This is a genomic window from Parvularculales bacterium (genome assembly GCA_036881865.1).
GTDB lineage: Bacteria > Pseudomonadota > Alphaproteobacteria > JAPOUT01 > JBAJNM01 > JBAJNM01.
Genome location: JBAJNM010000022.1, coordinates 1 through 13,888, shown reverse-complemented (window position 1 = coordinate 13,888; position 13,888 = coordinate 1). Strand labels below are relative to the sequence as shown.

The window sequence follows — 13,888 nt, the reverse complement described above, 5'->3', positions numbered from 1 at the left end:
GGACTGCACTGGTCTGAGATAAAATCTAAACTGGACGTTGCAGCGTCCCAATCTCTTGGTAAGTGGTATTTGTTGTCGGATTGTGAAGGGTGGAGACGCCACGCAAGGCGACCCCGTACACCTTTTCTCCTGACAATTTCCACTGCCTCACCGCTATTTCTCTTTTTGAGAAATAGAAACGTAATTCTCATCCCGAACGCGCTCCAGAATGACCGCCACCGCCTCCAACGGCGCACCCAAGGCACGCAATACTTGTCCCCCCAATTGTAGGCTGGTCTCCATAGTTTCCGGCACCACAACCGTTGCTCCAAAGCGGGTTAACTCATTAGAGTGCTCTATATCCCGCGCCCGAACATAAACCGGAACCCAACGCCAACGCTGCCGAATAGAAATCACCGCGCGCGAGGCCGCAACATCGTTATCTACCGTAATCAATACCAGCGCTGCTCGCTCAATGCCCATGCGCACCATCACTTCAGAGTGAATGACATTACCATAATAGACTGGCTCTCCCGTCCGGCGATAAAAACGAACGCGAGGGGTATCCATATCCAGAGCTAAAAAAGGCACTTGCTGCTCCGTTAACAGACGACCTACCATACGTCCAACACGACCATAACCAGCGATTATCACATGACCTTCTAGAGAGTTGGAATCTGACAAATTTTCTTCCTCCCGCCCCAACCAACGCTCCAGAGCAACACCTACCAACATCAACAAGGGTGTTACTGCTAACGATAGCGCTGCCAACAACAACACATAATGAGCGAGGGAGTTATCTAAAATACCCTCCCCCAAAGAGGCATTAATTGCCACAAAAGCAAATTCGCCCGCTCCCCCAAGCAGAAGACCAACACGCATTGCCGTGATAGCTGAAATGGAAAACAACAAGCACAAACCCCAGAGGATGAAACCTTTGAGGATAATTAAGCCTGCAACACCAAGAGCAACCTCCTGCCAGATTCCCTGAAGCAGCGTGAAGTCAATGCTCATGCCAATGAAGATAAAAAATAACCCCAATAACAGCCCTCGAAACGGCATAATATCAACTTCAACTTGATGACGAAACTCTGTTTCCGAGAGTAAAAACCCCGCCAAAAAAGCACCCAGACTCATAGACAGGCCAGATATGCCCGTAACCCACGCCATACCAAGAATGGCTAATAACGTAAGAGCCGTAAACAATTCAGCACTACCAGTGCGGGCAATAAACGGATAAGCAAGACGCATTGCAGCCCACCCCAACGTTACAATGGCTACAATAACCAACACCCCCTTGCCGACAGGTTCAGCAATATCCACCACGGAAAACCCCTGAGAGGTCTGGCCAAAAATATCAATCAGCGCTAACAGCACAACTACCGACAAATCTTGTAGCAGCAAAACAGAAAGGCTAGTGCGCCCCACCTCGGCAGAAAACTCGTTCCGCTCAATGAGTATCTGCATGACAACTGCCGTAGAAGACAGGCTCAACGCTAATCCAAGAATAATGGCTTGCTCTGCCTCAATTCCTAAAGCCCTCAACACCATCGTAATGATAACCGACGTCACCACCACTTGTGCTACGCCAAGGCCAAACACCAACCGTCGCATGGTACGTAACCGGTCAAAAGAGACCTCAAGGCCTATGGTAAATAACAAAAAGACAATGCCAAGATCAGCGAGAGCATGTACTCTGCCGACATCTTCTACAAGCCCGACGCCAAACGGCCCTATAACAGCTCCAACGAGCAGAAAACCAAGAACAGGACTAACACGCAAAAAATGAAAGACGGGAACAATAACAACAGAAGCTACCAGAAAGATAATAATCTCACGTAGCCATGGAATCTCTCCCACAAATACCGCCTCCTTCATAATATCCATTTTAAGAGTCCCCAACTATCCTGCTGTTTAATTTAACCGCAATCCTATGGGGTGTGAATCGCAATAACCTGCTACTATACTCCTCCTTATGGTGCCTCTACAACACGATAAAACAGCCCCACCATGATGTATCTAGCTCTCATCTGCGGTCTTATTGGATTGGTGGTCTGCGGCGATATTCTAGTGCTGGGCGCTATAGCGGCCGCCCGACGACTAGGTATATCATCCGTAACCATTGGCCTTACGCTGGTAGCGTTTGCTACTTCAGCACCAGAACTTGTCATCTCTGTAGATGCTGCCCTTGATGGTGCAACTGGTATTGCTCTGGGTAACGTAGTTGGCAGCAACATCGCTAACATTCTGCTAGCGCTCGGATTGCCTGCAATATTCTTTCCCCTCGCCTGTTCAAAAGACGCCCTACGTACTATCCATCAAAATGCTCTCATGATGGTCGGTGGCAGCATCGTCTGTATTCTGATCTGTTTTAGCGGCGTGTTGACGTTTTGGCTCGGCACGTTGATGTTTTCCGGCATTATTCTGTTCATCATATATTGCACCCAATATACTAACTCCATGGATGTTCTCCTTGAAGATACCCCAAAAAAAATAACTGCCCCATGGATGATTGTAATCTTTATCATCATAGGACTAGTGGGGTTGCCCATTAGTGCAGAACTTACCATTTATGGTGCGGTCAACATCGCCTCTACATTTAACATTCCCGATTCTGTCATTGGCCTAACTGCTATTGCCATAGGAACATCCTTACCTGAACTTGCCGCTACCTTTACCGCCGCCCTGCGCCGACAGACGGATATCGTCATCGGCAATGTTATCGGTAGTAATATCTTCAATCTCTTTGCCGTCATGGGGCTAACCGCTATGGTGCATCCTGTACCAATACCGGAGGAGTTCTTACATCTGGATTTATGGGTTATGTTGGTAGCCGCCCTGCTTGTTCTCCCCTTTAGCATGACCCGTGGTGCTATTAATCGCACCATGGGGTGTTTGTTTTTTGCGGGGTATATCTTCTATATTGGATGGGTATTTCAAGACCGCCACACTTACGAACATGAGTTGCACCCTGATATTACAGAGGTTGTGGTACCAAACAAGGCTATTTCATGACCAGTGCTACCTCAGAACAACGCCCTGTAGCACTGATAACCGGCGCGGCGCGGCGTATCGGGCGAGCCATGGCTCTGTATATGGCCTCCAACGGTTGGGCCGTTGCCTTGCATTACAATACGTCCGGCGATGAGGCTACGTCTCTCGCACAAAACATTACAAATAACGGTGGACATGCTGTTGCTATACAGGCTGACCTTGCCGACTCAACTGCGGTAGACAATCTCATTCCCAGCGCCATGCGCGCTTTTAGCACCAATACCACAAACGCTTCGGGAGCCGTTTCATGCCTAATCAACAATGCCTCTCTGTTTGAACGTGACACGCTGGATGATATAACACCGGGGTTGTGGCAGCGCCATATGGATATTAATCTTCGAGCGCCGGTTTTTCTCACCCAGTCTTTTGCTCGCCACCTACCTGACAGCATAGAAGGTGATGTTATCAATCTAATTGACCAGAGAGTTCAGCGTCTAACCCCCCTATTTTACTCCTATACTCTCTCAAAAGCAGGGCTGTGGACCGCAACACGCACGGCAGCACAGGCTCTAGCGCCCAAGATTCGGGTTAATGCTGTAGCCCCTGGATCAACTCTGCCGAGTAGCCATCAAAGTGATGAGCATTTCCAGCGCCTTCAAGAATCTGTACCTTTGCAACACGGCGCAACAGTAGACGAACTCTGTCAGGCGGTACAGTTTATCCTTTCCTCTCCCGGTATGACAGGCCAAATGATCATTCTGGATGGGGGACAGCATCTGGCATGGAAAATGCCGGATATTCTAACCGCACTGGAATAAGAATGACGCAAACGGAGAAAACAAAGGTGCCCCACGCTCTTAATACACTCAACAAATTTGGCACATGCCCTATCGTCGATGGACAACGTGGGGTGGCTCATGTTTTCATTCGTGACCTTGTTGTAGAGGCTCAGATTGGTATCCATGATTACGAACAAGGCTGGTGGCAGCCGGTTTGTATCAATATCAATATGGCAACGCAGGAGATAAAATCGCCGGAGCAGGAGAAGCATTTTGAGGATGTTGTGTGCTACGAGACTCTTGCCGAGCGCATTCGTGTGCTGGCTGTTCGGAAGCATGTGGCACTGGTGGAGGAACTTGCGGAGGACATCGCTGCCTTGTGCCTGGAGGATGCGCGAGTGCTAATGGTCAGAGTGCGTGTGGAAAAACCCAAAGCTATAGAGCAAGCCACCGCCGCCGGTGTCGAGATTGAGCGTTTTTCGCCCCATCCAGAAAATTACTCGGAGGCGGAGGAAGCACCTCTGAAATCAAATAGCTAAATAGGGGGCATCCACTTTTTAATATAAAGGAGGGCCGTTTTTTCACACGCCTTTTGAGAAAATCAAAACAGCCTTGTAAGCAATGATAAAAATCGTATTGCGAGAAGTCGCCTCGCTCTTATCTAAAAGCACATAAAATACAATTACATAGAAAAAGATCGTCAATCTCTACCAAAAAAGATATATCCTGTTACATACAGATACATTTGTGGGTTACATTTTTTCAACAACCTTATTCACACCCTTATGGCCTCTCCTGACTCCTATCCCTCATGGACTCTAACACACAAAAAACACCTACTGACACAGCACTAGCCTTAACGGGGCCAGATTTAATTGCCGAAAAAGTAAAAACCCTACCTGATACCCCTGGTGTCTACCGCATGATCGGTAGCGATGGGACAACTCTTTATGTAGGCAAAGCCCGCCACCTAAAACACAGAGTGGCGAGTTACGCCAAATTATCAGGTCATTCTAACCGTATCGCTCGCATGATTGTGTTAACGGCCTCAATGGAGTTCATTACTACCCAAACTGAAGCCGATGCTCTTCTCTTAGAGGCCAATCTCATCAAGCGATTGAAACCGCGTTTCAACGTTTTGATGCGAGATGATAAATCCTTCCCGTTTATTCTTATCACTGATGATCACCCTGCTCCTCGCATTGTCAAACACAGAGGTGTACGTAATTGCTCAGGTGACTATTTCGGCCCCTTTGCCTCTGTTACTTCCGTCAATCACACGCTGGAAATCTTGCAACGAGCATTTTTGTTGCGTACTTGCTCTGATTCTGTTTATGCCTCCCGCACCCGCCCGTGTCTTCTTCACCAAATCAAGCGATGTAGTGCCCCATGCACAGGACATACCAACCTTGATGATTATGGCTCACTTGTCCACGAGGCTCGAGAGTTTTTGAGTGGCAAGAGCCACCGTATTCAAAATAATTTATCACGCCTTATGAGCGATGCCAGCCAAGCCCAAGATTACGAACAAGCAGCTATATATCGGGACCGCATTTATGCGCTTACAAAAATCCAATCTACCCAAGGCATCAACCCCGCCTCCCTAACAGAGGCCGATGTTTTCGCATCCCACCAAAATGGCGGTCGAACATGCATCCAAGTATTTTTTTTCCGAGCCGGTCAAAATTGGGGCAACCGAGCATGGTTTCCCCGCCACGACCGTGCCCTAAACAGCGCCAGCGTCATGGATGCGTTCCTAGCACAATTTTACGAAAACCGACCACCCCCGCGCCTTATCTTGCTTGACCGCCCCATCCATAGGCAGTCACTTTTAGCAGAAGCGTTGTCCCTACGCGCCGGACGCCGCATCAACATCACTACCCCCCAGCGCGGAGAAAAACGCGCCCTCACCCTGTACGCCCGCGATAACGCTTGCATGGCTCTAGAGCGCTACCTTGCAGAAACATCCAGTCAGTACAAGCTTCTAGAGGCCGTAACTCAAGTTTTTAATCTGCCCAATATCCCACAGCGTATTGAAGTCTACGATAACAGCCATACTCAGGGGTCACATCCCGTCGGGGGCATGATTGTTGCCGGACCAGAAGGGTTCATAAGAAACCAATACAGACGCTTTAACATTCGCAACACCGATGACATCCCTGGTGATGATTACGCCATGATAAGAGAAGTCTTCACCCGCCGATTCAAACTACTTCTTCAAGAAGAGCCAAACTCTAAAGGAACAAGCGGCCATACCCCCCGACCCGATTTGGTCCTCATCGATGGCGGCGCAGGCCACCTAAGCACCGCCCGTGCAGTTATGAATGAATTAGCCTTAAGCGACATCCCCCTCATTGCCATCGCCAAAGGCTCCCAACGCAATGCTGGAGAGGAGCGCTTTTTCATGAAAGGCAACAAGGTCTTCTCGCTACCGCCGCGCTCACCGGCCCTTTATTATCTGCAACGCCTTCGAGATGAGGCCCATCGTTTTGCTATTAGTGGCCATCGCGCCCGCCGTCGCAAGACCATCACAGAAAATCTCCTTGATGAGGTCCCCGGCATCGGAACACACCGCAAACGTATTCTACTACATCATTTTGGCTCGGCGCGGGCGGTAAAAGACGCTGCATCCGCAGATCTTGCTGCCGTCAAAGGCATCAGCACCCGCCTCGCACAGGCTATCCATGATTATTTCCATGATGCGCAAACTTAAAAAAAATCTCGTAAACAGAAGATACAAACTCACCGGAAACACCTCCCCATGCTGACCTCTCTTCCTAATTTGCTCACCTATGGTCGTATCCTCCTGATACCCACTATGATGACAACTTTTTTTATCCCCGCCGATTGGGCGCGCTGGGTGGCCTTTGGATTGTTTGTTGTTGCTAGCATTACTGACTTTCTGGATGGCTATCTAGCGCGTGTTCGCCAGCAACATTCTAGTTTCGGACGTATGCTAGACCCCATCGCTGATAAACTACTGGTGGCCACTTTGTTGCTGATGCTGGTAGGTCAGGGAACCATAGCAGGCTTATCAATTTTGGCCGCCGTGGTTATTTTATGTCGAGAGATTCTCGTATCTGGCTTGCGTGAATATCTGGGAGCATTACAGATAAGTGTACCTGTTAATTTACTCTCTAAGTGGAAAACTCTCATTCAGCTACTAGCCATCGGTTTTTTAATTCCTGCTCCTGCTACCGACAAACTGATAGCTATCAAAATTATAAATCAAGACTATTCTCTCTTCACGGGCATTGGGCTTACCTTGTTGTGGATTGCCGCCTTGTTGACCCTTTATACTGGCTATGATTATTGGCGCTCTGGCATCGCTTATGTTATTGATGAAGACGGAGATTCATGACCACCTCAGTGAAAATTCTCTATTTTTCGTGGCTCCGAGAGAAGATGGGACGCTCCGAAGAAACTCTAGCATTACCTAGTGGTGTGCACACGCCAGAGGCACTAATGGCTCTGTTGGCGGAGCGTGATGAACGAGGAGCGGTGGCTTTTGCTGATATATCCTTCGTTCATATTGCCGTTGATCAAAACTATGCAGAACTGGACACGTTGATAGAGCATGCTGAAGAAATTGCGTTTTTTCCTCCTGTGACAGGCGGCTAGACGTCATGATTTATATCCAGCGTGATGTTTTTAACGTTCAAGAGGCACTATCCAGCATCACAGAGGGACGATGTGATATTGGTGGCATTGGCTTATTTATGGGAGTTGTACGGGACATGAACGCTGGGCGACCCATAACCCAGATGGTGCTAGAGCATTATCCAGGCATGACTGAAAAGACGTTGGCGAGGATGGAAGCGGAAGCCCGTCAACGTTGGGTGTTAGATGACTGCCTGATTATTCACCGCTATGGGTTATTGACTCTGGGAGACCCCATTGTTCTGATTATTACCGCAGCCAAACAGCGACAGCCAGCCATAGAGGCTTGCGCCTTTTTAGCAGATACTCTCAAAGTTCAAGCACCGTTCTGGAAACAGGAAAGTGATGGAGAACATAAACGCTGGGTTGACAGCCGTCCCGAAGATCATGCAGCTGCCGAGCGGTGGGAAAAACCATAACGTTCTGCGCGTTTTTATGCGCTACTAAGTTGTGTTTTCTGTCAATATCAGTCGGGTATATTCCCCCACCATGGTCTTTGTAAGCGCCCCAGTTTCAAACCTGTACGGCCCAATTTCAGAAACCGGCGTTACCTCAGCCGCTGTACCGGTAATAAAGCATTCCTGAAAAGAGTCTATCTCCTCCAGTCTAATATGACGCTCAACAATCTCAACACCCTGTTGGTGTGCTAAATCAATCACTGCCCGACGAGTGATGCCGTTAAGAAAACAATCAGGGGTCGGCGTGTGCATAACGCCATCTTTAACAAAGAAAATATTAGCGCCAGTTGCTTCTGCAACAAACCCTCGGTAGTCCAGCATCAAGGCATCCGCATAACCCTTCGCCTCGGCTGCGTGTTTACTTAACGTGCAAATCATATAAAGCCCCGCCGCCTTGCTAAAGCAAGGAGCCATATCGGGCGCCGGACGACGCCACTCAGCTATATCTAAACGTATCCCTTTCAGACGCTCCGCCGGGTCAAAATAAGATGGCCACTCCCATACCGCAATGGCTAAGTGAATTGTGTTGTTCTGGGCCGAAACTCCCATCATTTCGCTACCCCGCCACGCAACCGGACGCACATACCCATCACTAATCTGCTGCTCAACTAGCATATCGCAACAGGCCTTATCAACTTCCTCCACTTCCCAAGGAATCTCAAAGCCAAGCATCCTTGCCGACTCAAACAAACGCAACGTATGCTCTCGCAAACGGAATATCTTACCAGCGTAGGCCCGCTCGCCCTCAAAAACACAACTTGCATAATGCAGACCGTGACTTAAAACAGGAATCTGCGCATCACGCCATGAAACCAATGCGCCATCAAACCAGATATACCCCAGCCTATCATCAAACCCTTCTTGAGACATTTTTTAAGGTCCCCCAATATTGCGTGGCCCCTAATACGTATAACCCACAGAGTGGGCAACGAAAGACGGGGATAGTGGCTGGCCTTCCTAACCCATTTCATCTTAGAATGTATGGAGCGTAGTGCTTTCGTCAAAATATGTCAACATGGCTGACCTAAAATCCTCCCATCTAAATCCACCCCCGAGCAGGCTCCTCGCAGAGGTGGAAAATGCGGAAAAACGTCAGGAATTTGTTGAAATAAGTGAACTTCTTTTTTTCGCATATCGAGATTTCACCAGCGACCCCGACGCTATTCTAGCTGATTTTGAGTTTGGTCGCGCCCACCATCGCATTATTCATTTTGTTGGCCGTCATCCAGGTATCTCCGTGGCAGCCCTTCTAGATATCCTTACCATCACCAAACAAAGCCTAGCACGAGTCCTCAAACAGCTTACCCTAGAAGGATTTATTGAACAAAAAACCGGCTCTCGTGACCGTCGCCAACGCTTGCTTCATCTCACTCCAGAGGGCATCGCCCTAGAACGCAGATTATCCACTCCCCAGCATGAACGTATCCTGCACGCTCTATCTGAAACCACTCCCCATGAGCGAGCTACTTTTCGATCTATCCTCCTGAAGATGGTAAACAAAGAAACTCACGCGAAAATTACAAAGCTATTTGCTTCCGGTCACATAACATGAACAAGCCCCCTTCATCACCCCCTACGGCCAGCTCCGATGTAGAAACCGCTCATATTTTGGTGATTGATGACGACCAACGCATTCGGGATTTGCTGAAACGTTATCTAGAAGAACAGGGCTTGCGGGTTACCACAGCAAAAGATGTCACCGAAACGGAACAACGCATGGTAGGGCTTGAGTTTGACCTTATCGTGCTGGATATCATGATGCCTGGGGAAGATGGGTTGAGTTTTGCTGTTCGCCTGAAGCAGAAATCTTCTGTTCCTACCCTCATGTTGACAGCGCGTTCGGAAGCACAACACCGCATTGATGGCCTTGAGCGCGGCGTGGATGATTATCTGGGTAAACCTTTTGAGCCTCGTGAGTTGTTTTTGCGTATTCAAACCATATTGCGGCGCACACGAGAGCCTAACACTATACAGATGGATGGAGCACCCCATGCTATTCGGTTTGGGCCGTTCACATTCAACGTAAAGCAGGGCACCCTTATGGAAAGCGGGCGAAAAGTATATCTAACAGCTGGAGAGAGCCAACTCTTGCAACAATTGGCGCAAACGCCAGACAGTATCCTCAGCCGAAAGGCTTTATGCGCAGCGGGTATTGGCCCCTCAGAACGCTCCATTGATGTACAGATTGCTCGCTTACGCCGTAAAATAGAGGAAACCCCTCACAAACCAACCTATCTACAAACTGTGCGCAATGCCGGATATATTCTCAAACCTGATAGTATAGACATGAGAGGCAACAAGATAAGTACACCATGAACGTTGTTACCAGACGTATCAAACGTCTTCTCCCCAAAGACCTCTTAGGGCGTTCCCTTGTTACCATCATTGCCCCTATGATTATTCTACAGGCGGTCGTCGCTTTTGTTTTTATGGAGCGCTATTGGGAAAGTGTCACAAAAAAACTATCAAGAACCGCTGTTCAGGAGCTGGCGGTTATTGCGGACCTCTATGATGAAAACGTAACTGACAATACAACCCTCAAAGAGACAGAGATCTACAATACCACTCGCCAGATTCAGAATATCACTGCTAAACTAGGCTATAGCATCACCTTTAACAAGGGTGAGATGTTACCGTCTGTTTCAGAAATTCCTATTATTCCTCTCCTACACTTATCTCTAAGCCGCGAGTTAAGAGAAATTGTGCGGCGCCCCTTCTGGCTAAACACCACCAACCAAGAAAATGATGTAGACATACGTATCTTTCTGGCAGATGGTACCGTGATGGGCGTTCGTATGCCCCGTAGTCGTGTCTATGCCACCAACTCCCATATTTTCATTATCTGGATGGTAGTGACCTCATGTATCCTTATTTGTATCGCAGTTATTTTTCAGCGTAATCAACTCAAACCTATTCAACGTTTGGCTCATGCCGCAGATGCTCTAGGCAAGGGGCAAAACATAGAGGATATTAAACTCGGCGGCGCTACAGAAATTCGACGCGCCACGCTGGCCTTCATCATCATGAAAAACCGCATTGACCGCCACATTCAACAGCGCACCAATATGCTAGCCGGTGTTAGTCATGATTTACGCACTCCCTTAACCCGCTTCAAACTGGAGTTGGCAATGCTGGAGAATAAAGTAGACGTCTCCGCTCTGCGTCGTGACGCAGAGGAAATGGAAAAAATGTTAGAGGCCTATTTGGCCTTTGCCCAAGACGGGCAAGAAGAACAAACACGCTGGTTAGACCTTACTGCTCTGCTGAACGATGTGGTTATCACCACCCAGCGCAAAAAAGAAACATCTATTACTATTGACGCAGAAGCCTCTATGATGATTTCCGGTAGACAAAATGCCCTAACACGCTGTTTTACCAACATTGTGAGCAATGGGTGTGATTATGGAAGCATTGTTGCCATTACAGCAGTCAAGCAAAACGATAGACTAACCATTACCCTTGATGATGATGGCCCGGGTATCCCTATAGACCAGCGAGAGAATGTTTTCCGCCCCTTTCACAAGCTGGATGAAGCCCGTAACCAAGACAGGCTTGGCGTGGGGTTGGGTCTTACTATTGCACGCGATATCATCCGCCTACACGGGGGAGATATTAAGTTAGACACCTCGCCCCTTGGCGGGTTGCGGGTTCAGATAAACTTGTCAGGGTAGTATTATTAGTCCTGCTCTTTATCCACCTAACTCCCGAGCGCGATCACAGGCGGCCTTCATGGCGCGAGCCATAAGAGGTTTAAGTCCTTGGGCATCCATCAATATAGATAATGCTGCTGCCGTCGTGCCGCCAGGAGAGGTTACTCCTTCCCGTAAAGATGACGCCGGTGCCTCACTCTCAGCCATCAAAGCACCTGCTCCGACAAGTGTCGCACGAGCTAACCGCATTGCTTGTTCCGGCTCCAACCCCAAATCCACCCCCGCATCAGCCATAGCCTCCGCCAACAAAAACACATAAGCCGGACCACTACCAGATAGTGCCGTTACAGCCTCTATCAACACTTCATCCTCAATCCACTCAACCACACCCACAGCTTCCAACAAAGCCGAGCACAAGCTCCGCTGGGCAGCGCTCACTCGCCCATTGGCGGTAACAACCGTCATGGCACACCCGACGGACGCTGGTATATTGGGCATTGCCCGCACAAGGGCAGGAGGGTGAGAGGCTGCCTCTAACAATGTCTCCATTGTAGCAATACTCTTACCGGTCACAATCGAAAGCACAACTGTATCGCTCGCCAACAAAGGTGCCAGAGATGGTACAACTTCATCCATAATCTGTGGCTTGACTGACAACACAAGAGCTGCTGGTCGATGCACAGCCAAAACATCAAGACTCGTGTTTAGGGAGACCCCTTCACGAGCAATTTCTGTTGCAATAGAGGCAGATGGTGATGGATCACGGACAAACACCAAAGCGGGGTCTAGACCATTCTTGAGCCACCCCAACAACATAGCGCCCCCCATACGGCCTGCACCCACCAACACCAAAGGCCGTCCAGCAAAGTCAGCAAGGACAGCCTCCAAATCCTCTATCACTAAGCCTCTCCTGCTGTCTCAAACATGCAAGCCGCCAAAGCTTGTTCGGCACTTATCTCTGCATGTGACAAATAATGAAACGCGGGGGTATAAGTTTCACACGCTTCATACGAGCATTGTATTAAGGCTTCGCACTGTCGTACGCCCGTCTCGCCAGACTCTATGGTTAGTCCATAGCGAAATAGAATAACGCCGTCATCTATCCATAAATCAAAATGCCCAAACCACAGCCGGGCATTGATATGAGCAAGCAACGTAAGCGCCTCTGTATTACGGTCTGGAGAAATTTTCAGGTCAAGCAGACAGACAGCTTGTAGATCTAGTGCATCAGAAGGTGATAACCGAGACGACAGGCCAGTGTTATGGCCGAGATAAAGATTTAACTCATGAGTGGCTTGCGCACCAGAAAGCCATAAGATGAGTTCGGCATCTCCTCGACGATCACTGAGCCACTCCCGCCCTGATGCGAGTTGCTCAATCATGTCCAGAGGATTGTGGATGGACATGCCATCTAATGCCATGACTAGTCGTACTCCTGTAATCTGCTATGCTTTTGGCTCGTTTCGCCCCAACCTACCTCATATAGGGGTCAGCCACCAAACACACACTGTATATAGGAGTTCATACCAGAGAGCAAGCCTCATAGCCGCTTATGGTAAGAAGCAGGCAGTGCTTCCGTAAAATACGGGAAAAATACGGAAAAAGTGTTGACAGTTTGGACCATGGTCGCGGGTTAAAATGGCCTATGGTGGGTTATAGCTTTAGGTCGGGTAAAGGCTCGGGGCAGGTCAAAATGGTCCGGGGCGGCTTACATTAGGCCTAAAATCCCATTAGGCGTAGCCCGAAGGATTTGATAATCCGGGCAAATAAGGAGCAAAAGAGGGTCGGCAAGTACTGTCGTACACCGATAATCAGGATGGCCGTCAGGGCTAAGGGCAGATTTAGGGTAGGTCTGGGGCCAGTTTGGGGTAAATAGGCCGGGCAAATTGAGGGTCGTCAAGTTTATAACTTCCCTAAATTTAAGTGTAGAATTCTCTTAAATTAGGTGTCCGTCTTGGCGCGTTGAGTGAGGGTCAGGCAAGCGTGTGAGGGCCAAGCAGGTGTGTGAGTATATAATTTCCCTGAATTAAGTGGCCACCCTGGTCGGGCGGGATATAAGTGGGACCCCTTTTCAGGTGGATGGGAAAATGGAGAACACAATGGCCAGCATATCTAAGTGGCCACCTTATAGGCAGGTGGATATAGGTAGGCGCCTTAGGCGGACGGGATAACGGAGAACACAATGGCCAGAATATAATTCCCTTAAATTTGTGTGTCGGCCCTAGAATCCCCCTCGCCTGGACGCTCCTCAGGGTGCGCCAGAATACCCGAATAAGTGACCATCCTCACCCCGTAGCCGATTGCTCGGGGTAGATGACCGGGGGAAAACAGGGGGCAGGTTGTTTGGTTAGAGATTTATATAATTACC

Annotated in this window: 14 protein-coding genes; 10 read left to right on the top strand and 4 right to left on the bottom strand. The window is 48.9% G+C overall.

The genetic code is table 11. The annotated features are described in order from the left end of the window. Window positions 1-153: 153 nt before the first annotated feature. Entirely contained in the window at window positions 154-1,866 is a 1,713-nt protein-coding gene (locus V6Z81_06185; GenBank protein ID MEG9862075.1) for a monovalent cation:proton antiporter-2 (CPA2) family protein, read from the bottom strand. A 123-nt stretch (window positions 1,867-1,989) separates the two neighbouring features. Here V6Z81_06185 and V6Z81_06180 point away from each other — a divergent pair, with 123 nt between their 5' ends. From V6Z81_06180 to V6Z81_06150, 7 genes are all read left to right on the top strand, one after another. Further along, window positions 1,990-2,994 (top strand): calcium/sodium antiporter, encoded by a 1,005-nt coding sequence (locus V6Z81_06180; GenBank protein MEG9862074.1) that lies wholly within the window; start codon window positions 1,990-1,992, stop codon window positions 2,992-2,994. Next, window positions 2,991-3,791, top strand: coding sequence for an SDR family oxidoreductase (locus tag V6Z81_06175; GenBank protein ID MEG9862073.1), 801 nt, complete (start codon window positions 2,991-2,993; stop codon window positions 3,789-3,791). Before V6Z81_06180 ends, V6Z81_06175 begins: the two co-directional genes overlap by 4 nt. A 2-nt stretch (window positions 3,792-3,793) precedes the next feature. Further along, window positions 3,794-4,291 (top strand): dihydroneopterin aldolase, encoded by a 498-nt coding sequence (locus tag V6Z81_06170; protein MEG9862072.1) that lies wholly within the window; start codon window positions 3,794-3,796, stop codon window positions 4,289-4,291. A gap of 272 nt (window positions 4,292-4,563) precedes the next feature. Continuing rightward, window positions 4,564-6,465 carry an excinuclease ABC subunit UvrC gene (gene uvrC, locus V6Z81_06165; GenBank protein ID MEG9862071.1) on the top strand — a complete coding sequence of 634 codons (1,902 nt, stop codon included), beginning with the start codon at window positions 4,564-4,566 and terminating at the stop codon, window positions 6,463-6,465. Window positions 6,466-6,513: 48 nt separating this feature from the next. Beyond that, window positions 6,514-7,113 (top strand): CDP-diacylglycerol--glycerol-3-phosphate 3-phosphatidyltransferase, encoded by a 600-nt coding sequence (gene pgsA / locus V6Z81_06160; GenBank protein MEG9862070.1) that lies wholly within the window; start codon window positions 6,514-6,516, stop codon window positions 7,111-7,113. Further along, complete coding sequence (gene moaD, locus V6Z81_06155) at window positions 7,110-7,373, top strand: molybdopterin converting factor subunit 1 (GenBank protein ID MEG9862069.1); 264 nt, start codon at window positions 7,110-7,112, stop codon at window positions 7,371-7,373. The genes pgsA and moaD overlap by 4 nt, the downstream gene beginning before the upstream one ends. Before the next feature lie 5 nt (window positions 7,374-7,378). After that, window positions 7,379-7,831, top strand: coding sequence for a molybdenum cofactor biosynthesis protein MoaE (locus tag V6Z81_06150; protein MEG9862068.1), 453 nt, complete (start codon window positions 7,379-7,381; stop codon window positions 7,829-7,831). A gap of 24 nt (window positions 7,832-7,855) precedes the next feature. Here the strand turns inward: V6Z81_06150 and V6Z81_06145 are convergent, their stop codons facing one another. Beyond that, on the bottom strand, window positions 7,856-8,740 hold the full coding sequence (locus V6Z81_06145; protein ID MEG9862067.1) for a branched-chain amino acid aminotransferase: 885 nt from the start codon (window positions 8,738-8,740) through the stop codon (window positions 7,856-7,858). A 145-nt stretch (window positions 8,741-8,885) separates the two neighbouring features. Here V6Z81_06145 and V6Z81_06140 point away from each other — a divergent pair, with 145 nt between their 5' ends. From V6Z81_06140 to V6Z81_06130, 3 genes are read left to right on the top strand one after another with little or no spacing between them, the layout of a single operon-like run. Next, window positions 8,886-9,422, top strand: coding sequence for a MarR family transcriptional regulator (locus V6Z81_06140; GenBank protein MEG9862066.1), 537 nt, complete (start codon window positions 8,886-8,888; stop codon window positions 9,420-9,422). After that, window positions 9,419-10,186, top strand: coding sequence for a response regulator (locus V6Z81_06135; GenBank protein MEG9862065.1), 768 nt, complete (start codon window positions 9,419-9,421; stop codon window positions 10,184-10,186). The genes V6Z81_06140 and V6Z81_06135 overlap by 4 nt, the downstream gene beginning before the upstream one ends. Further along, window positions 10,183-11,541: an ATP-binding protein gene (locus tag V6Z81_06130; GenBank protein ID MEG9862064.1), complete on the top strand. Its 1,359-nt coding sequence runs from the start codon at window positions 10,183-10,185 to the stop codon at window positions 11,539-11,541. The genes V6Z81_06135 and V6Z81_06130 overlap by 4 nt, the downstream gene beginning before the upstream one ends. Window positions 11,542-11,559: 18 nt before the next feature. Here the strand turns inward: V6Z81_06130 and proC are convergent, their stop codons facing one another. Both proC and V6Z81_06120 read right to left on the bottom strand, forming a co-directional pair. Continuing rightward, entirely contained in the window at window positions 11,560-12,420 is an 861-nt protein-coding gene (proC, locus tag V6Z81_06125; protein ID MEG9862063.1) for a pyrroline-5-carboxylate reductase, read from the bottom strand. Beyond that, on the bottom strand, window positions 12,420-12,941 hold the full coding sequence (locus V6Z81_06120) for a YbjN domain-containing protein (GenBank protein ID MEG9862062.1): 522 nt from the start codon (window positions 12,939-12,941) through the stop codon (window positions 12,420-12,422). Before V6Z81_06120 ends, proC begins: the two co-directional genes overlap by 1 nt. Window positions 12,942-13,888: the final 947 nt, after the last annotated feature.

What these genes read in the sequence shown, in the direction of transcription:
- uvrC (MEG9862071.1), top strand. Translation starts at nt 4,564, where the DNA reads ATGGACTCTAACACACAAAAAACACCTACTGACACAGCACTAGCCTTA.
- moaD (MEG9862069.1), top strand. Translation starts at nt 7,110, where the DNA reads ATGACCACCTCAGTGAAAATTCTCTATTTTTCGTGGCTCCGAGAGAAG.
- V6Z81_06120 (MEG9862062.1), bottom strand. Translation starts at nt 12,941, where the DNA reads ATGGCATTAGATGGCATGTCCATCCACAATCCTCTGGACATGATTGAG.
- V6Z81_06130 (MEG9862064.1), top strand. Translation starts at nt 10,183, where the DNA reads ATGAACGTTGTTACCAGACGTATCAAACGTCTTCTCCCCAAAGACCTC.
- V6Z81_06140 (MEG9862066.1), top strand. Translation starts at nt 8,886, where the DNA reads ATGGCTGACCTAAAATCCTCCCATCTAAATCCACCCCCGAGCAGGCTC.
- V6Z81_06185 (MEG9862075.1), bottom strand. Translation starts at nt 1,866, where the DNA reads ATGGATATTATGAAGGAGGCGGTATTTGTGGGAGAGATTCCATGGCTA.
- V6Z81_06170 (MEG9862072.1), top strand. Translation starts at nt 3,794, where the DNA reads ATGACGCAAACGGAGAAAACAAAGGTGCCCCACGCTCTTAATACACTC.
- pgsA (MEG9862070.1), top strand. Translation starts at nt 6,514, where the DNA reads ATGCTGACCTCTCTTCCTAATTTGCTCACCTATGGTCGTATCCTCCTG.
- V6Z81_06145 (MEG9862067.1), bottom strand. Translation starts at nt 8,740, where the DNA reads ATGTCTCAAGAAGGGTTTGATGATAGGCTGGGGTATATCTGGTTTGAT.
- V6Z81_06135 (MEG9862065.1), top strand. Translation starts at nt 9,419, where the DNA reads ATGAACAAGCCCCCTTCATCACCCCCTACGGCCAGCTCCGATGTAGAA.
- V6Z81_06175 (MEG9862073.1), top strand. Translation starts at nt 2,991, where the DNA reads ATGACCAGTGCTACCTCAGAACAACGCCCTGTAGCACTGATAACCGGC.
- V6Z81_06150 (MEG9862068.1), top strand. Translation starts at nt 7,379, where the DNA reads ATGATTTATATCCAGCGTGATGTTTTTAACGTTCAAGAGGCACTATCC.
- V6Z81_06180 (MEG9862074.1), top strand. Translation starts at nt 1,990, where the DNA reads ATGATGTATCTAGCTCTCATCTGCGGTCTTATTGGATTGGTGGTCTGC.